Genomic DNA, 18668 nt, shown 5'->3' on the forward strand with positions numbered 1-18668 from the left:
TACGGATCCTGTCTGAGAGGGTTCTTAATGATCGTTCCGGGCTGCACGCGCGCGTGCTTCACGCCACTCGGGGGCGAGAATCGACCACACCTCGAGGTCGTGCCGTACGCCACGATAGGGGTGGGCCTCACGGCGGACTCCGTCGCGGGTCATTCCCAGGCGCCGGGCGACGTTGATGCTGGCCGTGTTTCCCGACGCGGCGACCCACTCGACCCGGTGGACACCACGTTCCTCGACCACCCAGTCGATCAGTATCCGCATGGCCCGGGTGATCAGTCCGCGGCCGGTCGCGGCGGGCTCCAGCCAGCAGCCGACCTCGCAGTTTCCCTGCTCGGCGTCGAAGTTGAGGGTGAGCACTCCGCCGACGAGTTTTCCGTCGAGCCAGATGCCGTGGTAGCCGCCGGTGTCGTCGGCACGCATCCGGGCGTACCGCTGGAGTGTCTCGCGCGCGGAGGCCACGTCGACGGCCTGGGAACCGAAGGGGATGAACTGCCCGATGAACTCCCGGCCCCGCTCCAGATTGGCCAGGAACTCCTCCGCGTGCCACGGCTCCAGGGGCCGCAGTTCGGCCCCGTCGTCACCCAGGGATATCGCGTACATCCTCGTCCCGCTCCCTCTCCATCTGCTCCACGACGTCCTGCTCCACGACATCGGTGAGCCTCTCATGCGCGGCGCGGCGCTCGGGAGGTTCGATGCTGATGCGGGGCATCCGGCGGTCCAGCCAGCCCGGCAGCCACCAGTTGGCACCGCCGAGCAGGTGCATGAGGGCGGGGACGAGGAGGGTGCGCAGGACGAAGGCGTCGAGGGCGACGGCGGCGGCGAGCGCAATGCCGAACATGGCGATCACACGGTCGCCGCTGAGGACGAAGGCGAGGAAGACGGAGATCATGATGACCGCGGCGGAGTTGATCACCCGGCTGGTCTCGGCGAGGCCGACCCGGACGGCCCGCCGGTTGTCGCGGGTCTCCAGCCATTCCTCGTACATCCGGCTGACCAGGAAGACCTGGTAGTCCATGGAGAGTCCGAAGAGCACGGACACCATGATCACGGGGAGGAAGGGCTCGATCGGGCCCGCGCGGCCGAGGCCGAGCAGCTCGCTCCCCCAGCCCCACTGGAAGATCGCCACGACCACTCCGAAGGAGGCGGCGACGGCGGCCACGTTCATCGCGGCCGCCTTCAGCGGGATGCCGACGGAACGGAAGGCGAGCAGGAGCAGCAGACAGCCCAGGCCGATGACCACGCCGACGAACAGCGGCAGCTTTCCGACGATGACGTCCGCGAAGTCGTCGTACGACGCCGTCGTCCCGCCGACCTGGATGTCGAGTGACGTGCCGGTCTCCGCGCGCGGCAGCACCTCGGTGCGCAGCCGGTCCACGAGCTCGCTGGTCTGCTGGGACTGCGGGGCGGACTCGGGGACGATCGTGAAGTAGGCGAGGTCGCCGCCTGTGTCGTAGGTCACCGGGGTGGTGGACGCGATGCCCTCGGTGGTGCGAATGGTGGCGTCGAGGTTGTCGAGGAGCAGCTTGTCCTCGGCTCCGTCGACACGAGTCACCAGCGTGAGCGGGCCGTTGACCCCGGGGCCGAAGCCGTCCGCGAGGAGGTCGTAGGCCTGCCGGGTGGTCGCGGACCGTGGGTCGTTGCCCTGGTCGGAGGTGCCGAGGCGCAGGCCCAGCGTGGGCAGCGCGAGGACGGTGATGACCAGCAGGGCGATGGCGCCGAGCAGCTTGGGGTGCCGTTCCACGAACGCGGACCAGCGGTGGGCGAACCCGGTCGGCAGCTCCGGCTCGGGCCCGTGCTCGGCGAGGCGGCGCCGCTCCCGCCGGCTCAGGGCGCGCATGCCGATGAGGGAGAGCAGGGCCGGCAGCAGGGTCACGGAGGCGGCGACCGTCAGGACGACGGTCAGGGAGGCGGCTATCGCGACGCCGTTGAGGAAGCCGAGCCGGAGGATCAGCATCCCCAGCAGGGCGATGCAAACCGTGGCACCCGCGAAGACGACGGCGCGCCCGGTGGTGCTGACGGCGTTCTCGACGGAGTCGGCGACGCTGAGCCCGCGTTTGAGGCCGCGCCGGTGTCTGGTGACGATGAAGAGGGCGTAGTCGATGCCGACGCCGAGCCCGATCAGCATGCCGAGCATGGGCGCGAAGTCGGCGACGGTCATGGCATGCCCGAGCAGCCCGATCCCGGCGTACGCGGTGCCCACACCGACCAGGGCGGTGGCGATGGGCAGCAGCGAGGCGGCGAGCGAGCCGAAGGCCAGGAACAGCACGACGGCGGCGACGAGCACTCCGACGATCTCGGCGACATGCCCGCCCGAGGACTCGGTGAGGGCGACGGCGCTGCCGCCCAGCTCCACCTGGAGCCCGTCGGCCTCTGCGTCCTTGGCGGTGTCCACCACGGCCTTCGCCTCGGAGGCGTCGATGTCCTCGGCCGAGTCGGCGAAGGTGACGGTGGCGTACGCGGTGTGTCCGTCGGCGCTGACCCGGCCGGCGCCCGCGTCGTCGTACGGGCTGACGACGGCGGCCACTCCGGGCAGGTCCTCGATCTTGTCCAGGGTCGCGGTCATCGTCTGCTCGACGTCGGCGTCCCGGACCGAGCCGGATGTGAGGTGCCAGACGACCGTGTCGCTGTCGCCTCCGAGGTGCGGGAAGCCGTCCTGGAGCAGCTGGGTGGCGCGGCCGGACTCGGTGCCGGGGACCTCGTAGTCGTTCGAGTACGCGGAGCCGGTGACGGCGGCGGCCGCGCTCACTCCGCCGAGGGCGAGGAGCCACAGGAGAACGACGACCAGACGTCGTCGTACACACCAGCGTGCAAGGGCTGCCACGAACGTGCTCCCGGGGAGGTGAATTGTGGATCTTTGTCCGGGAACAGTCCTTCATGTGTGAACAGCCCGCAAAGAACGCATGAGCAATGCGTGGACCACTCTTGCAGGGGAAAGTGATCGTTTATCGCGATCGTGCGTTTATTCACAAGAGTGGGAGACAGATCACAGGACAGTAACGGTGACTCTGTCACGTCAGTCGAACTGGTCGCCCAGCGCCATCACCATCACGCCGGCGATCAGCAGCCACAGAGCCCAGCGGGTGCGCCCGCGGGAGCCCAGGACCGCGGCAAGCGCGCACACCCCGGCGCCGAATGCGTAGGCCGCCGGGACCAGCGCGGGAGCGGAGCCGCTCAACCGGAGCGCCGCCGCGGCCAGACCGGCGAGGGCCAGCAGCGCGCCGGTGCCGGAGGCCGTCCAGCGGGCCCGCCGGGCGTCCAGCACCTGGCCGTCGTACTCCTCCTGTATGTCGGATGGCTCGGAATTCGCAGGACCGTTCATGGCGGGCGAGCGTAGCGTGTTCCGCTGAGAGACTCCGGGCCCGTCCGGCCCCCGACCGAAGCAGGTGCGTTGTTTGAGCGTCCGACCGAGCTCCTCCGTATCCCTTTCCGTTTCCCCGGACTCAAGGAGCCCGTTCACCGATGCCAGACGACATCACCCCGTCCATGACAGGGACCTCGAGTGAGGACCTCACCCGGCGGCTGACCCAGGCCCGCTACCCGCGCAGCAACAGCTACGACGCCCGCTGGGTCATCGAGAACCAGATGGGCCCGAACGCGCTGTGGCTGCTGGAGTGGCTCGCGCCCGCCCTGGGCCTGGACACCCTCCGGCCCTGCGCCCGCGTGCTCGACCTGGGCTGCGGCCGGGCGATGACCTCGGTCTTCCTGGCCAGGGAGTACGACGTCCAGGTCACCGCGGCCGACCTGTGGGTCAAACCCGACGAGAACGCGAAGCGCATCGCCGAGGCCGGTTTCGCCGACCGGGTGCTGCCCGTGCACACCGAGGCACACGACCTGCCCTTCGCCGAAGGCAGCTTCGATGCGATCGTGAGCATCGACGCGTACCAGTACTTCGGCACCAACGACCTCTATCTGCCCACGCTGACCCGGTTGTTGAAGCCGGGTGGGCGGATCGGGATCGTCGTACCGGCGCTCAGGGAGGAGATCGAGGGCACCGAACCGCCGGAGCACCTCAAGCCCTTCTGGGACCCCGGGTTCTGGGCGTTCCACTCCGCCGCCTGGTGGCGGCGCCAGTGGACGCGCACGGGGGCCGTCGAGGTCGAGACCGCCGAATGGCAGCCCGACGGCTGGAAGGACTGGCTGCTGTGGAGCGAGGTCTGCGCCGAGGAGAGCCCCTACGCGTGGATGGCCGACATGGCCCGCGACTCGGTGGATCTGGTGCGCGCCGACGAAGGCCGGACACTGGGCTTCGTACGGCTCGTAGGACGCCGTAAGTAGACGTACGGCCCCGGAGGACATGTCCTCCGGGGCCGTACCCCACGCTCTGGCTCAGCCCTCGCCGACGCCCAGCTTCTCCAGGATCAGCTCCTTGACGCGAGCCGCGTCGGCCTGACCGCGGGTCGCCTTCATGACCGCGCCGACCAGGGCGCCGGCCGCGGCGACCTTGCCGGAGCGGATCTTGTCGGCGATGCCCGGGTTGCCGGCGATGGCCTCGTCGACGGCGGCACCCAGGGCGCCCTCGTCGGAGACGACCTTCAGACCGCGCTTGTCGACGACCTCGTCCGGGGTGCCTTCGCCCGCGAGGACGCCTTCGATGACCTGGCGGGCCAGCTTGTCGTTCAGGTCACCCTTGGAGACCAGCTCGGTGACCCGGGCGACCTGCTCCGGCGTGATGGCCAGCTCGTCCAGCGCCGTGCCGGACTCATTGGCGCTGCGGGCGAGTTCGCCCATCCACCACTTGCGGGCGGAGGCCGCGTCGGCACCGGCGTCGATCGTGGCGACGATCGGGTCCAGGGCGCCGGCGTTGAGGATCGCCTGCATGTCGAGAGCCGTGATGCCCCACTCGGCGACGAGCCGGTTGCGGCGGACCAGCGGCAGCTCGGGGAGCGCCGCCCTGATCTCCTCGACCCACTCGCGCGAGGGGGCCACCGGAACGAGGTCCGGCTCGGGGAAGTACCGGTAGTCCTCGGCCTCTTCCTTCACGCGGCCCGAGGTCGTGGACCCCGTGTCCTCGTGGAAGTGCCGGGTCTCCTGGATGATCGTCCCGCCACTGCTCAGGACGGCCGCGTGCCGCTGGATCTCGAAACGGGCCGCGCGCTCCACGGACCGCAGCGAGTTGACGTTCTTCGTCTCGGAACGCGTGCCGAACTTCTCCGTGCCGTTGGGGCGCAGCGACAGGTTCACGTCGCAGCGCATCTGCCCCATCTCCATGCGGGCTTCCGACACACCGAGCGCCTTGATGACCTCGCGCAGCTCACGGACGTACGCCTTCGCCACCTCGGGAGCGCGCTCGCCCGCGCCCTCGATCGGCTTGGTGACGATCTCGATGAGCGGGATGCCGGCCCGGTTGTAGTCGAGGAGCGAGTGCGAGGCGCCGTGGATACGGCCCGTCGCGCCGCCCACGTGGGTCGACTTGCCGGTGTCCTCCTCCATGTGGGCGCGCTCGATCTCCACGCGGAAGGTCTCGCCGTCCTCCAGCTGGACGTCGAGGTAGCCGTTGAAGGCGATCGGCTCGTCGTACTGGGAGGTCTGGAAGTTCTTCGGCATGTCCGGATAGAAGTAGTTCTTCCGGGCGAAGCGGCACCACTCGGCGATCTCGCAGTTCAGCGCGAGACCGATCTTGATGGCCGACTCGATGCCGATCGCGTTGACGACCGGGAGCGCGCCGGGCAGGCCGAGGCAGGTGGGACAGGTCTGCGTGTTGGCGTCCTGACCGAGCTCGGTCGAACAGCCGCAGAACATCTTGGTCTTGGTGCCGAGTTCGACATGGACCTCGAGGCCCATGACGGGGTCGTACGACGCGAGAGCGTCCTCGTACGACACCAGGTCGGTCGTGGTGGTCACGGTGAAACTTCCCTCTCAGCCCAGCAGGACGTCGTCGTCGCCCAGCCGCTTCAGCTCGCGGTACAGGATGGCGAGGCCGGTGACGATGGCGACGGCGGACACGGTGGCGTCGATCAGGACGAGCGTGTCCTTCTCGGCGCGGGCCTTCTTGAGCCGCTTGGCGACGCCGATCGCGCCGAACGCGGTCCCGGCGATGGACAGGTACGTGCCGGACTTGGACTTCTTGAAGTCCTTCGCCTTGGTCAGCTTGCTCACAGCGACGGTGCCTCCTCGAGGAGCGGGTGCCCCCACCTTTCCACGAAGGCGGCCTCGACGGCTGCGCCGACCTTGTAAAGGCGGTCGTCCTTCAGGGCCGGGGCGATGATCTGGAGACCGACGGGCAGGTTGTCCTCGGGCGCCAGACCGCACGGCAGCGACATGGCCGCGTTGCCCGCGAGGTTGGTCGGGATGGTGCAGAGGTCGGCCAGGTACATCGCCATCGGGTCGTCGGCGCGCTCGCCGATCGGGAAGGCGGTGGTCGGGGTCGTCGGGGAGACGATCACGTCGACCTGCTCGAAGGCCTTCTCGAAGTCGCGCGTGATGAGCGTGCGGACCTTCTGCGCCGAGCCGTAGTAGGCGTCGTAGTAACCGCTCGACAGGGCGTAGGTGCCGAGCATTATCCGGCGCTTGACCTCGGGGCCGAAGCCCGCCTCACGGGTGAGGGAGGTGACCTCCTCCGCCGAGTGGCTGCCGTCGTCGCCGGTCCGCAGGCCGTAGCGCAGGCCGTCGAAGCGGGCGAGGTTGGACGAGCACTCGGACGGTGCGATCAGGTAGTACGCCGACAGGGCGAGGTCGAAGGACGGACAGTCCAGTTCGACGATCTCGGCGCCCAGCTCCTTGAGGAGGGCGACCGACTCGTCGAAGCGCTGGATGACACCGGCCTGGTAGCCCTCGCCGCGGAACTGCTTCACGACACCGACGCGCATGCCCTCGACGCTGCCGTTGCGGGCGGCCTCGACGACCGCCGGGACCGGGGCGTCGATCGAGGTGGAGTCGAGCGGGTCGTGCCCGGCGATGACCTCGTGCAGCAGGGCCGCGTCCAGGACCGTACGGGCGCAGGGGCCGCCCTGGTCGAGGGAGGAGGAGAAGGCGACCATGCCGTAGCGGGAGACCGCGCCGTACGTCGGCTTCACGCCGACCGTGCCGGTGACGGAGGCCGGCTGGCGGATGGAACCGCCGGTGTCGGTGCCGATGGCGAGGGGCGCCATGTGCGCGGCCAGCGCGGCGGAGGAACCGCCGCCGGAACCGCCGGGGATCCTGGTGAGGTCCCAGGGGTTGCCGGTGGGTCCGTAGGCGCTGTTCTCCGTCGACGACCCCATGGCGAACTCGTCCATGTTGGTCTTGCCGAGGATGACGACGTCGGCGGCCTTCAGCCGCTTGGTGAGGGTGGCGTCGTACGGCGGGATCCAGCCCTCGAGGATCTTCGAACCGACGGTCGTCGGGATGCCCTCGGTGGTGAAGATGTCCTTCAGCGCGAGCGGGACGCCGGCGAGCGGGCCGAGCTTCTCGCCCTTGGCCCGCTTCTCGTCGACGGCACGGGCCTGCGCGAGGGCGCCCTCGCGGTCGACGTGCAGGAAGGCGTGCACCTTCTCGTCGACGGCCTCGATACGGGCGAGGTGGGCCTCGGTGACCTGCACGGCCGTGAGCTCACCGGAAGCGATCCTCGCGGCGGTCTCGGCGGCGGTGAGCTTGATGATGTCCGTCATGGCGATTAGTCCTCCCCCAGGATCTGCGGCACCTTGAAACGCTGCTGCTCCTGGGCCGGGGCGCCGGAGAGCGCCTGCTCGGGGGTGAGCGACGGACGGACCTCGTCCGCGCGCATGACGTTCGTCAGCGGGAGCGGGTGCGAGGTCGGCGGTACGTCTTGGTCGGCGACCTCACTGACGCGTGCGACCGCGCCGATGATGTCGTCCAGCTGTCCCGCGAAGTGCTCGAGCTCTTCGGGCTTCAGCTCCAGACGCGCCAGCCGTGCGAGGTGGGCGACCTCCTCGCGCGTGATGCCAGGCATGCAGCGATCCTCTGGGGTGAGTGCGTGTGGTTTGGGGCCAATCCTATGGGGCGGGGGCCTCCGGCCGTTAAACGGTTTCCCTCGCAGCTGGTTCGGCCGTCTGCCGTCCGCGGCTCCGCGGTGGCTGATCGCGCAGTTCCCCGCGCCCCTGACGGGGCGCTGTCGCCCTCCTGGGCTGCGACGTCACTCCGCTGCCGGCAGCGCTGCCCTCGGCCTCTGCCAGCCCCTCGATCCCCTGGCCAGGAGCCACGCCGTCGTCTCCTCCGGGGGCATCGCGGCTGCGACCAGCCAGCCCTGTACGGCGTCGCAGCCCATGTCGCGCAACCTCTCCCAGGTCTCGTCGTCCTCCACGCCCTCCGCCACGACCAGGAGGCCCAGGGAGTGCGCGAGGTCGACCGTGCAGCGGACGATCTCCGCGTCCTCGGTGTCCACGGCCAGCTTGGCCACGAACGAGCGGTCGATCTTCAGTTCGCTGACGGGGAGGCGGCGCAGGTGGACCAGGGAGGAGTAGCCCGTGCCGAAGTCGTCCAGGGACATCTTCACGCCGTGCCCGGTCAGTGCGGCGAGAGTGTCCGCGGCCCGCGAGGGGTCCTCGAGGAGGACGTGTTCGGTGATCTCCAGCTGCAGGGCTCCCGCGGGGACGCCGTGCCGGGCCAGGCGCGCGGCCACCGAGCCGGCGAAGCCCGGGGTGTGGACGTCACGCGGGGAGACGTTGACCGCCACCGGGACGAACAGGCCGTGCGCCCGCCACTCGGCGACCTGGGCGAGAGCCGTGTCGAGGACGTACTCGGTGAGGTAAGGCATCAGTCCGGACGACTCGGCGATCGCGATGAACTCGTCCGGCGGTACCTTCCCGCGCTCCGGATGCACCCAGCGCACCAGAGCCTCCAGACCGGCGACCTGTCCGTCGAAGCGGACCTTGGGCTGGTAGTGCAGCTGCACCTCGTGCGCGTCCAGCGCCCGGCGCAGATCACCGAGCAGCCCGAGCCGGTCCGGGGTGTTGGAGTCCCGCTTGGACTCGTACACCTCTACGCCCGTCCGGTCCCGCTTGGCCTGGTACATCGCCACGTCCGCCCGCCGCAGCAGCCCCTCGGCGTCCACGGCGTGGTCGGGGAAGACGGCGACCCCGGCACTGGCCTCCAGGACGAGGGTCAGCCCGTCGAGATCGAGCGGGGAGCTGAGGGCCGCGACCAGGTTGCGGGCGACCCGGGTCGCGGAGGTCGTGGAGTCGGCGACCGGCAGTAAGACGGCGAACTCGTCGCCGCCGAGCCGCGCCGCCTCCGCCCCGCGCGGCAGCGCGATCCGCAGCCGGTCGGCGATCTGGAGGAGCAGCCGGTCACCGGCGAGGTGCCCCAGGGTGTCGTTGACCGAGCGGAAGCGGTCGAGGTCGATGAGCATCAGGGCGGACCGGGCGCCGATGCGCTCGGCGTCGTCCAGGGCGGTCCAGATGCGCTCCAGGAGCCACTGCCGGTTGGGCAGTCCGGTCAGCGGGTCGCGCAGTTGCTCCTCGGCACGGGCCCGGGCCATCCACAGCGTGGAGTCGAGGGCGATGAGGGGGATCGCGAACAGCGGGAGCAGCACGGGCTTGGCGGCGGCGACCACGCAGACCAGGGGTGCGATGCCGAGCAGCGCGACCGCGACCAGGCCCTGTCTGACCAGGGCGGTGCGGGCCACGGTGGGCAGACCGGCGTGCCGGGAGGAGTGCAGATACCAGCCCAGGGCCCGGGTGACCGCGAGGTAGGCGATGGCGACCAGGACCACCTCGGGGCCGGTGTAGAAGGTCCAGGTGTCGGGGTTCCAGGGGGTCTCGACGGACGGCGACTGACCGAACGCGGCGATGACCAGGGCGCCGGTGGCTATGCCGAGCATGTCCACCGCGCCGTGCAGGATGCCCTGCCGCCAGCGGTGGCGCCGGGCTATGCCGACCAGCAGGACGACGGTGAGGCTGACCATCCCGGCGGGCACCCAGCCGTACAGCAGCAGGACGGCGAGGGTCAGGGCGGCGCCCGAACCGGTGCCGCCCCACCAGCGGGCGCGGCCGAGGGCGACCAGATGGCCGACGATGACGCCGGTCAGCACGGCCAGCGACCAGCCGACGGTGCCGGACGGGAAGAGGGCGTGGCCGCCGGTGAACGCCCGGTAGAAGCCCGCGCCCAGCACGAATCCGGCCGCCGAGACGACCGCCGTGGGCAGGGCGGGCCAGGACAGCTGTCGGTCGGGGTCGGAGTCCGGCATGCCGGGGGCGCGCTCGGCCGTGAGCTGTGCGGCACCGGAGCCGCCGGCCGCGGTGTACTGTCCAGCGGCGCGCCCCTCCGCACCCGGACGCTCCGAAGGCCGCCCGGCCCAGCGGCTCGACCGCCATGCGCCGGTGAGCCGGCGCATGCGCAGCCGTGTGTCCGGGGCGGCGCTCTCGGTCGGTTCCATTCCCGTCCCTCTCACAGCCGGCGGTGCCCACGCCACGCGGCTCGTTCGCCCGACAAAACTCTCGACGGCGCCGCGTTGGAAAAACCTTCCCCTTGCTCTTCAGGAGCAAGGGGATGCCCCGACCGCAGCTGGGCACGGCAGGCGCACGTCTCAACAGTAGGCCGCAGAAGGCTTCCACGGGCAGCGGTCGTCGACGGTTGCCCGAATGCGCCCCGGCCACCCGTATGCATCTGGTATGCGCCGATCGGGTGGCCTTCAACCGCCGCTGCTCGCTACTCCTCCGTGGGAAGTGCCACATCCGTGGCCGCCTCGGGGCCCTGTTCCAGCAGCACGTCGAAGCCGTCCTCGTTCAGAACAGGCACCTTGAGTTGCATCGCTTTGTCGTACTTAGAACCCGGATTGTCACCTACGACGACGAAAGACGTCTTCTTCGAAACCGAACCGGTGACTTTCGCCCCTCTGGTCTGCAACGCCTCTTTGGCACCGTCGCGAGTGAAGCGCTCCAGGGTGCCGGTGACGACGACGGTGAGCCCTTCGAGGGGACGCGGCCCCTCGTCCTCCCCCGAGCCCTCCTCCTCGGTGCGCACCCCCGCGGCCTTCCACTTGCGCAGGATCTCCTGGTGCCAGTCCTCCGCGAACCATTCCTTGAGGGACCTGGCGATGATCGACCCGACGCCGTCGGTGTTCGCCAGTTCCTCCTCGCTCGCCTGCTCGATGCGGTCGATCGAGCGGAAGTTGCGCGCCAGCGCCTCGGCGGCGACCGGGCCGACATGGCGGATCGACAGACCGGTGAGGACGCGGGCGAGCGGACGCTCCTTGGCGGCCGCGATGTTCTCCAGCATGGCGACGGCGTTCTTCTTGGGCTCGCCCTGCTGATTGGCGAAGACGGTGGCGATCTTCTCCTCGCCGGTCTTCGGGTCACGCTTGGGCAGACCGCTGTCCTGGTCGAGGACGTACGCCTTGATGGGCAGCAGCTGCTCGATGGTGAGGTCGAACAGGTCGCCCTCGTCGGTCAGCGGCGGGTCCGAGGGTTCCAGCGGCTTGGTCAGGGCCGCGGCCGCGACGTACCCGAAGTGCTCGATGTCCAGCGACTTGCGGCCCGCGAGGTAGAACAGGCGTTCGCGCAGCTGGGCCGGGCAGGTCCGGGCGTTGGGGCAGCGCAGGTCGACGTCCCCCTCCTTCATGGGGCGCAGGCCCGTACCGCACTCCGGGCACTCGCTCGGCATCACGAACTCGCGCTCGCTGCCGTCGCGCAGGTCGACCACCGGGCCGAGGATCTCCGGGATGACGTCACCGGCCTTGCGCAGCACCACGGTGTCGCCGATGAGCACGCCCTTGGCCTTGACGACGTCCTGGTTGTGAAGGGTGGCGAACTCGACCTCCGAGCCGGCCACCGTCACCGGCTCGACCTGGGCGTACGGCGTGACCCGGCCCGTACGGCCCACGCCCACGCGGATGTTGATGAGCTTGGTGTTGACCTCTTCGGGCGCGTACTTGTACGCGATCGCCCAGCGGGGGGCTCGGGAGGTGGAGCCGAGGCGGCCCTGAAGGGGGATCTCGTCGAGCTTGACGACGACCCCGTCGATCTCGTGCTCCACGGAGTGGCGGTTCTCGCCGAAGTACGCGATGAACTCGCGTACACCGTCGAGGTCGTCGACCACCTTGTTGTGCTTGGCGGTGGGCAGGCCCCAGGACTTGAGGAGGTCGTAGCCCTGGGAGAGGCGGGTCATGCCGGTGAAGCCCTCCAGGACGCCGATGCCGTGGACGACCATGTGGAGGGGCCGGGTGGCGGTGACGCGCGGGTCCTTCTGGCGCAGCGAACCGGCCGCCGCGTTGCGCGGGTTGGCGAAGGGCTTGTCGCCGGCCTCGACCAGGCGGGCGTTGAGCTCCTCGAACTTCTCCATCGGGAAGTAGACCTCGCCGCGGATCTCCACGAGGTCGGGGACCTTGTCGCCGGTGAGGCGGTCCGGGATCTCGGCGATCGTGCGGACGTTGGGCGTGATGTCCTCGCCGGTGCGGCCGTCGCCGCGGGTCGCCGCGCGGGTGAGGCGGCCGTGCTCGTAGGTGAGGTTGACGGCGAGGCCGTCGACCTTGAGCTCGCACAGCAGGTGGTAGTCGGTGGTGCCGACGTCCTTGGCGACCCGCTCGGCCCAGGCCGCCAACTCCTCGTCGCTGAAGGCGTTGTCGAGGGAGAGCATGCGAGAGCGGTGCTGGACGGACGTGAAGTCGGTCTCGTACGCCCCCGCGACCTTCTGGGTCGGCGAGTCGGGGGTGCGCAGCTCGGGGTACTCGTCCTCGAGGGCTTCGAGGGAGCGCAGGAGCTTGTCGAAGTCGGCGTCGCTGATGACCGGGGCGTCGTTCACGTAGTACCGGAAGCGGTGCTCCTCGATCTGCTCAGCGAGCTGCGCGTGCTTCTCCCGTGCCTCGGCGGGCACCGTCGTCTCCGCTTGCTTGTCGCCGGCCACCGTGTTGTCCTCCCGTTACTCTGGGTTGTCCGCGAGGGACCTCGCCGCCTGGGCGCAGTGGGCGAGAGCCTTGCGCGCGTACTCGGGGGAGGCCCCCGCGAGCCCGCACGACGGAGTGACCGTGACCGCCTCCGCGAGAAGTCCCGGATGCAGCCCCAGCCTGCGCCACAGCGTCCTGACACCCATGACGCTACCGGCAGGGTCTGACAATGCCGTGTCCGTCCCGGGCACGACACCGGCGAAGAGCCGCGTCCCCCCTTCCACCGCCTCGCCGATCGCATCGTCGTCACGCTCGGTGAGGAGCGAGAAGTCGAAGGAGACCGCCGCCGCGCCCGCCCTCCGCAGCAGGGCGAAGGGGACGTCCGGTGCGCACGAGTGGACCACGACGGGACCACCCGCGTGAACCCCGACGACGTCGCGCAGGCCGGCCTCGACGACCTGACGGTCGACGGCACGGTGGGTGCGGTACCCGCTGGCGCTCCTCACCTGCCCGCGCAGGACGCCGATGAGGGACGGCTCGTCGAGCTGGAGCACGATCTGCGCCCCGGGGATACGCCTTCGGACCTCCTCCAGGTGGAGGCGCAGTCCCTCGGCCAGCGAGCCGGCGAGGTCCCGGCACGCGCCGGGGTCGGAGAGGGCGACCTCGCCGTTGCGCAGTTCCAGCGTGGCGGCCAGCGTCCAGGGACCGACGGCCTGCACCTTCAGCTGCCCCTCGTACCCCTGGGTGAACTCCTCCAGCGCGTCGAGGTCCTCCCCCAGCCAGGACCGCGCCCGCTTGGTGTCCCGCCCGGGCCGGTCCCCGATCCGCCACCCGCTGGGCTCCACGCGCGCGTACAGCTCGACGAGCATTCCGGCGGTACGGCCGATCATGTCGGCGCCGGGGCCCCGGGCGGGCAGTTCGGGCAGGAACGGGAAGTCCTCGAAGGAGCCGGTGGCGGTCCTGGCGGCCTCACGGGCGTCGCCGCCGGGGAGGGAGCCGATGCCGGTGGCGGGGGCGAAGCGAAGGTCTGCGGTCACGTGTGAAGCCTACGTAGGTGACCGGCGTGGTTCTCGCATGGTTCTCGCCCCCACGGAACCGTCAGCGACCGGGGCGGACCGTCAGGTCATTGATCTCCGCATCCCGCGGCAGGTCGATCGCCGTCAGGATCGTCGTGGCGACCGACTCGGGGTCGATCCATCGCGTGGGGTCGTAGTCCTTGCCCTCCTGCTGGTGGACCTTGGCCTGCATGGGGCTCGCCGTGCGGCCGGGGTAGACCGAGGTGACGCGGACGCCGTTCGGGTGCTCCTCGTGGCGCAGGGAGTCCGCCAGGGCCTTGAGGCCGTACTTTGAGGCGGCGTACGCGGACCAGTCGGCGTGCGCGTTGAGCCCCGCGCCCGAGTTCACGAACACCACATGGCCTCGGGTCGCCCGGAGCTGGGGCAGGAAGTGGCGGGTCAGCTCGGCCGGAGCGATCAGGTTGACGTTCAGCTGGTGGCGCCAGGTCTTCGGGGTCAGCTCGCCGACCGGGCCGAGGTCGACCACACCCGCGATGTGCAGCAGGGAGTCCACCCGGTCCGGCAGCGACTGGTGCGAGAAGGCCCAGCTCAGCTTGTCGGGGTCGGCCAGATCCCCGACCAGGGTCCGCGCCCCGGGGAACTCCGCCGCGAGCTCCTTGGCCCGGCCCGCGTCACGCGCGTGCAGCACGAGTTCGTCCCCGCGCGCGTGCAGACGGCGGGTCACCGCCGCACCGATGCCGGAGCCCGCTCCGGTGATCACATGTGTAGCCATGCCGCCATGCTCGCATCAGGGCGTCAGCGCGTACCGAGCGACTCCTCCAGGTACGCCAGCGCCCCCACCGGCTCCTCCGCGAAGAACACCAGGTCGGTGAGCGGACGGGGCAGGAATCCCTCGTCCTCCATGCGGCGGAACTGCTCCTTCAACCCGTCGTAGAAGCCCGCCGTGTTCAGCAGCACCACCGGCTTCTCGGTGTGCCCGTGCTTATTCAGCTCCAGGATCTCGGTCGCCTCGTCGAGCGTGCCCGTGCCACCCACCATGATCACCACGGCGTCGGCCTTGTCCAGGAGCAGTTTCTTCCGTTCGGCGAGGTCCTTCGCGATCACCATCTCGTCGACGCCCGGGCGGACCTTGGCGGCCAGGAACTCCACGGAGACCCCGACAAGCCGTCCGCCCGCCTCCTGCACCCCGTCGGCGACCACCTTCATGAGGCCCACGTCCGAGCCGCCCCACACCAGCGTGTGGCCGCCCTTGCCCAGCAGCTTCGCGAACTCCCGCGCGGGGCGCGTGTAGCGGTCGTCGAGGTCGGCGGCGGAGAGGAAGACGCAGATTCGCATGAGGTCACCGTACGCGGGAAGAACCGGGGGCCCGCGAGCGCTTTTCTCTGTATGGCCGAAGGACACACGATCACCATCGAGCAAGCCGACCAGCACGTGCGCGTGGTGCACGGCGACCAGGTCCTCGCGGAGAGCGAACGGCCCCTCGTGCTGCGCGAGACGGGCTCTCCCGTGCGGTACTACCTCCCCGCCGAGGACGTACGACTCGACCTGCTGACCCCCTCCGACACCCACACCTACTGTCCCTTCAAGGGCACCGCGTCCTACTGGTCCCTGCCGGACGCGCCCGACCTGGTGTGGTCCTATCCCGAGCCGAAGCCCGCCGTCGCCGAGATCAAGGACCACCTCTGTTTCTACGAGGTCGACGTGTCCTGACCGATGATTTCCGTGCGGTGCGGCAGTCTCCACAGGCATGGACAAGAAGACCCTCTCGCGCGACGGCACGCCCATCGCGTACGAACGCACCGGACACGGCCCGGCGGTCATCCTCGTCAGCGGCGCGATGTCCACCGGCGGCACGGTCGCGCCCCTGGCCGTGCCGCTGTCCGAGCGGTTCGACGTGCTCGTGTACGACCGCCGGGGCCGCGGTGCGAGCGGCGACACGGCCCCCTACGCGGTGGCCCGTGAGGTCGAGGACCTCGCCGCCCTCATCGAGGCGGCGGGCGGTGAGGCGTGCCTGTGCGGCATCTCGTCCGGCGGTGCGCTGGTCCTGGAGGCCGCGGCGAGCGGACTGCCGGTGCGCCGGGTCGCCGTCTACGAGACGCCGTACGCCGACTTCCTGGACGGCGGCGCGGAGCGGAACGCCGAGTACACCGAGAAGCTGACGGCAGCGCTCGCCGAGGGCCGGCGCGGGGACGCGGTGGAGCACTTCCTGCGGCTCACCGGCATGGGCGAGGGGATGATCCAGGGCGCCCGCCAGTCCCCCATGTGGCCCGGCATGGAGTCGGTCGCCCCGACGCTCGCCTACGACAACTCGGTCATGGCCGGCGGTCTGGTGCCCCGGGACCGGCTGGCCTCGATCACGGTCCCGTTGCTGGCGGTCGCGGGCGGCGCGAGCCCCGAGTGGATGCGCGAAGGCACCAGGGCGGTCGCGGAGGCGGCGCCGAACGGCTCGTACCGCGTCCTGGAGGGCCAGACCCACATGGTGGACCCGACGGCCCTCGGACCCGTCCTGGCGCAGTTCTTCGCGGCCTGACCACCCAGCACCACGGGGTGGCGGAACACGCCCGTACGCGCGGGCCCGCGGCGACCGCGCGGGCCCGGCACCGGCGGACGACCCGCCAGGGGCTGCGGCCACGCGCGCGTGCCCCGCTGATACACCCCGCGGCCGAACGCACGCGCCAACACCGACGAACGACTCGCCAGGGGCTGCGGCCACGCGCGCGTGGCCCGCTGACACAGCCCACGGCCATACCCACCGGCCGACACCCCGGACTCTCCGCCCGACACCCAGCAGACACCCGCGCGTGCGACCCCTGACACAGCCCACGGCCGTACCCACCCCGCCAACACCCCCGGACCACCCACCCAGCGGCCTGCGAGCACCCGCGCGCGGCACCCCCGACACACCCCACAGCCATACCCACCCCGCCAACACCCCCGGACCACCCACCCAGTGGCCGCGCGCGGAGTTCCCTCGTGGGCCCGTAGCCGTCGGGGGTCTCAGGCCACGTCCGCCGTCACCCGCACCGTGGACGCGATCGTCGCCGAACCCACCACGCGCGTGCCGTCGTACAGCACGATCGCCTGGCCGGGGGCCACCCCGCGGACGGGCTCCCCGAACGACACCCGCAACTCGCCGTCCACCAGCTCCGCGGTGACCTCGGTCTCGCCGCCGTGGGCGCGGAGCTGGGCCGTGTAGGTGCCGGGGCCCGTCGGGGCCGCGCCGCACCAGCGGGGCTTGATCGCGGTCAGGGCGTTCACGTCCAGCGCGGCGGCCGGGCCGACCGTCACCGTGTTGTTCACCGGCGAGATGTCGAGGACATAGCGCGGCTTGCCGTCGGCGGCCGGGGTGCCGATCCTGAGGCCCTTGCGCTGGCCGATGGTGAAGCCGTACGCACCCTCGTGGGAGCCGATCTTCGCGCCCGACTCGTCGACGATGTCGCCCTCCGCCCTGCCGAGGCGCGAGGCGAGGAAACCCTGGGTGTCGCCGTCGGCGATGAAGCAGATGTCGTGCGAGTCGGGCTTCTTGGCGACCGCGAGACCCCGGCGCTCGGCCTCGGCGCGGATCTCGTCCTTGGTGGTGACCGTGTCCCCGAGCGGAAACAGGGCGTGCGCCAGCTGCTTCTCGTCCAGGACACCGAGGACGTACGACTGGTCCTTCGCCATGTCGGAGGCGCGGTGCAGCTCCCGGGAGCCGTCCGCGAGCATGACGACCTTCGCGTAGTGGCCGGTGCAGACCGCGTCGAAGCCCAGCGCGAGTGCCTTGTCGAGGAGGGCGGCGAACTTGATCTTCTCGTTGCAGCGCAGGCAGGGGTTGGGGGTGCGGCCGGCCTCGTACTCGGCGACGAAGTCCTCGACCACGTCCTCGCGGAAGCGGTCGGCGAGGTCCCAGACGTAGAACGGGATGCCGATGACGTCGGCGGCGCGGCGGGCGTCGCGCGAGTCCTCGATGGTGCAACAGCCACGCGCGCCCGTGCGGAACGATTGAGGGTTCGCGGAGAGCGCGAGATGGACGCCGGTCACATCATGGCCGGCTTCGGCGGCGCGGGCGGCGGCGACGGCGGAGTCGACTCCTCCGGACATGGCGGCGAGTACACGAAGAGGGCGCGGCGTGGTGTCAGTCATAACCCCTCAAGGGTACGGGGACGCGGGAACCGAAGCCCACGAGTATCCGTTGACGATCACATGGGGGAGAAACAGGCATCCGCGGACGGCGACCGGCGCATCGGGCGCCGAGCCCTGCTCATCGGCGGGACGGCGGCGGCCGTGGGCTCGGCGGTGCTGGCCCGCGACGAGTTGGCGCGGCTGTGGTGGCGGGCGCCGGGTGTGGAGAAACCGCGTGTCCAGGGCGCGGTCGACTTCCGCGGCGCGCAGTGGGTGGCGGCCTCCGACGCGAACTGGCGGCGGGCGGACCGGCCCGACGACTACGGCATAGACATGGTGGTCATCCATGTCACCCAGGGCAGCTTCGCCAGCGCGGTGAAGGTGTTCCAGGACCCGGGGCACGGCGCGGCCGCGCACTACATCGTCCGCAAGGACGGACACATCACCCAGATGATCCGCGAGCTGGACGTGGCGTACCACGCGGGCAACCGCGCCTACAACGAACGCAGTGTGGGCATCGAGCACGAGGGATTCGTCGACCGGCCCGAGGACTTCACGGACGAGATGTACGCGGCTTCGGCGCGGCTCACGGCGGGGATATGCGCGCGGTACGCGATACCCGTCGACCGCGAGCACATCATCGGCCATGTGGAGGTGCCGGGCACGGATCACACCGACCCGGGCGAGCACTGGGACTGGGAGCGGTACATGCGGCTGGTGCGGAAGGTGCCGAGTGCCTCCGCCTAGCCACGAACATCCCACCCAGCGACGAACATCCCGCTTGGTTATGAACA

The 18668-nt window shown here is 70.6% G+C and carries 17 protein-coding genes; 4 read left to right on the forward strand and 13 right to left on the reverse strand.

The features are described from left to right. Positions 1–24 precede the first annotated feature (24 nt). From RNB18_RS14240 to RNB18_RS14250, 3 genes are all read right to left on the reverse strand, one after another. The gene (locus tag RNB18_RS14240; RefSeq protein WP_057616366.1) at positions 25–600 is read right to left on the reverse strand and encodes a GNAT family N-acetyltransferase; all 576 of its coding nucleotides are present in this window, start codon (positions 598–600) and stop codon (positions 25–27) included. Next, positions 578–2821: an MMPL family transporter gene (locus RNB18_RS14245; protein ID WP_311714465.1), complete on the reverse strand. Its 2244-nt coding sequence runs from the start codon at positions 2819–2821 to the stop codon at positions 578–580. The genes RNB18_RS14240 and RNB18_RS14245 overlap by 23 nt, the downstream gene beginning before the upstream one ends. 192 nt (positions 2822–3013) lie before the next feature. Further along, entirely contained in the window at positions 3014–3319 is a 306-nt protein-coding gene (locus RNB18_RS14250; RefSeq protein ID WP_311714466.1) for a hypothetical protein, read from the reverse strand. 140 nt (positions 3320–3459) lie between these two features. Between RNB18_RS14250 and RNB18_RS14255 the strand changes: the two genes are divergently transcribed. Next, the gene (locus RNB18_RS14255) at positions 3460–4275 is read left to right on the forward strand and encodes an SAM-dependent methyltransferase (RefSeq protein ID WP_311714467.1); all 816 of its coding nucleotides are present in this window, start codon (positions 3460–3462) and stop codon (positions 4273–4275) included. A 51-nt stretch (positions 4276–4326) separates the two neighbouring features. Here the strand turns inward: RNB18_RS14255 and gatB are convergent, their stop codons facing one another. The 9 genes from gatB to RNB18_RS14300 all read right to left on the reverse strand — a co-directional run bounded on the left by gatB (position 4327) and on the right by RNB18_RS14300 (position 15108). Beyond that, positions 4327–5841, reverse strand: coding sequence for an Asp-tRNA(Asn)/Glu-tRNA(Gln) amidotransferase subunit GatB (gene gatB, locus RNB18_RS14260; protein ID WP_311714468.1), 1515 nt, complete (start codon positions 5839–5841; stop codon positions 4327–4329). A 15-nt stretch (positions 5842–5856) separates the two neighbouring features. Then, positions 5857–6096, reverse strand: a complete 240-nt coding sequence (locus RNB18_RS14265; protein ID WP_007384862.1) for a hypothetical protein — start codon at positions 6094–6096, stop codon at positions 5857–5859. Beyond that, positions 6093–7586 (reverse strand): Asp-tRNA(Asn)/Glu-tRNA(Gln) amidotransferase subunit GatA, encoded by a 1494-nt coding sequence (gene gatA / locus RNB18_RS14270; RefSeq protein ID WP_311714469.1) that lies wholly within the window; start codon positions 7584–7586, stop codon positions 6093–6095. Before gatA ends, RNB18_RS14265 begins: the two co-directional genes overlap by 4 nt. A 5-nt stretch (positions 7587–7591) precedes the next feature. Then, positions 7592–7888, reverse strand: coding sequence for an Asp-tRNA(Asn)/Glu-tRNA(Gln) amidotransferase subunit GatC (gene gatC, locus RNB18_RS14275; RefSeq protein WP_007384860.1), 297 nt, complete (start codon positions 7886–7888; stop codon positions 7592–7594). A 183-nt stretch (positions 7889–8071) separates the two neighbouring features. After that, positions 8072–10312, reverse strand: coding sequence for a putative bifunctional diguanylate cyclase/phosphodiesterase (locus tag RNB18_RS14280; protein WP_311714470.1), 2241 nt, complete (start codon positions 10310–10312; stop codon positions 8072–8074). Between the two features lie 272 nt (positions 10313–10584). Beyond that, positions 10585–12777, reverse strand: coding sequence for an NAD-dependent DNA ligase LigA (gene ligA / locus RNB18_RS14285; RefSeq protein ID WP_311714471.1), 2193 nt, complete (start codon positions 12775–12777; stop codon positions 10585–10587). Between the two features lie 15 nt (positions 12778–12792). After that, complete coding sequence (locus RNB18_RS14290) at positions 12793–13794, reverse strand: methionine synthase (protein ID WP_062045747.1); 1002 nt, start codon at positions 13792–13794, stop codon at positions 12793–12795. Between the two features lie 61 nt (positions 13795–13855). Continuing rightward, a complete protein-coding gene (locus RNB18_RS14295; RefSeq protein WP_311714472.1) occupies positions 13856–14545 on the reverse strand; it encodes an SDR family oxidoreductase in 690 nt (229 codons plus the stop codon). Positions 14546–14568: 23 nt separating this feature from the next. Further along, complete coding sequence (locus tag RNB18_RS14300; protein ID WP_311714473.1) at positions 14569–15108, reverse strand: LOG family protein; 540 nt, start codon at positions 15106–15108, stop codon at positions 14569–14571. A gap of 51 nt (positions 15109–15159) precedes the next feature. On the opposite strand from RNB18_RS14300, the gene RNB18_RS14305 reads away from it, so the two are divergent. Continuing rightward, a complete protein-coding gene (locus RNB18_RS14305; protein ID WP_057616345.1) occupies positions 15160–15483 on the forward strand; it encodes a DUF427 domain-containing protein in 324 nt (107 codons plus the stop codon). Between the two features lie 37 nt (positions 15484–15520). Beyond that, positions 15521–16303, forward strand: coding sequence for an alpha/beta fold hydrolase (locus tag RNB18_RS14310; RefSeq protein WP_311714474.1), 783 nt, complete (start codon positions 15521–15523; stop codon positions 16301–16303). A 467-nt stretch (positions 16304–16770) separates the two neighbouring features. On the opposite strand, the gene mnmA is transcribed toward RNB18_RS14310, so the two are convergent. Continuing rightward, positions 16771–17895: a tRNA 2-thiouridine(34) synthase MnmA gene (mnmA, locus tag RNB18_RS14315; RefSeq protein WP_311714475.1), complete on the reverse strand. Its 1125-nt coding sequence runs from the start codon at positions 17893–17895 to the stop codon at positions 16771–16773. 60 nt (positions 17896–17955) lie between these two features. Here mnmA and RNB18_RS14320 point away from each other — a divergent pair, with 60 nt between their 5' ends. Continuing rightward, complete coding sequence (locus tag RNB18_RS14320) at positions 17956–18621, forward strand: N-acetylmuramoyl-L-alanine amidase (protein WP_311714476.1); 666 nt, start codon at positions 17956–17958, stop codon at positions 18619–18621. Positions 18622–18668 lie beyond the last annotated feature (47 nt).

The sequence above is a fragment of the Streptomyces doebereineriae genome, from assembly GCF_031845645.1.
Classification (GTDB): domain Bacteria; phylum Actinomycetota; class Actinomycetes; order Streptomycetales; family Streptomycetaceae; genus Streptomyces; species Streptomyces canus.

Excerpts from the sequence above, each read along its gene's own strand:
- RNB18_RS14240 (WP_057616366.1), bottom strand. The coding sequence starts at position 600 with ATGTACGCGATATCCCTGGGTGACGACGGGGCCGAACTGCGGCCCCTG.
- RNB18_RS14250 (WP_311714466.1), bottom strand. The coding sequence starts at position 3,319 with ATGAACGGTCCTGCGAATTCCGAGCCATCCGACATACAGGAGGAGTAC.
- RNB18_RS14255 (WP_311714467.1), top strand. The coding sequence starts at position 3,460 with ATGCCAGACGACATCACCCCGTCCATGACAGGGACCTCGAGTGAGGAC.
- gatA (WP_311714469.1), bottom strand. The coding sequence starts at position 7,586 with ATGACGGACATCATCAAGCTCACCGCCGCCGAGACCGCCGCGAGGATC.
- gatC (WP_007384860.1), bottom strand. The coding sequence starts at position 7,888 with ATGCCTGGCATCACGCGCGAGGAGGTCGCCCACCTCGCACGGCTGGCG.
- RNB18_RS14280 (WP_311714470.1), bottom strand. The coding sequence starts at position 10,312 with ATGGAACCGACCGAGAGCGCCGCCCCGGACACACGGCTGCGCATGCGC.
- RNB18_RS14295 (WP_311714472.1), bottom strand. The coding sequence starts at position 14,545 with ATGGCTACACATGTGATCACCGGAGCGGGCTCCGGCATCGGTGCGGCG.
- RNB18_RS14300 (WP_311714473.1), bottom strand. The coding sequence starts at position 15,108 with ATGCGAATCTGCGTCTTCCTCTCCGCCGCCGACCTCGACGACCGCTAC.
- RNB18_RS14305 (WP_057616345.1), top strand. The coding sequence starts at position 15,160 with ATGGCCGAAGGACACACGATCACCATCGAGCAAGCCGACCAGCACGTG.
- RNB18_RS14310 (WP_311714474.1), top strand. The coding sequence starts at position 15,521 with ATGGACAAGAAGACCCTCTCGCGCGACGGCACGCCCATCGCGTACGAA.
- mnmA (WP_311714475.1), bottom strand. The coding sequence starts at position 17,895 with ATGACTGACACCACGCCGCGCCCTCTTCGTGTACTCGCCGCCATGTCC.
- RNB18_RS14320 (WP_311714476.1), top strand. The coding sequence starts at position 17,956 with ATGGGGGAGAAACAGGCATCCGCGGACGGCGACCGGCGCATCGGGCGC.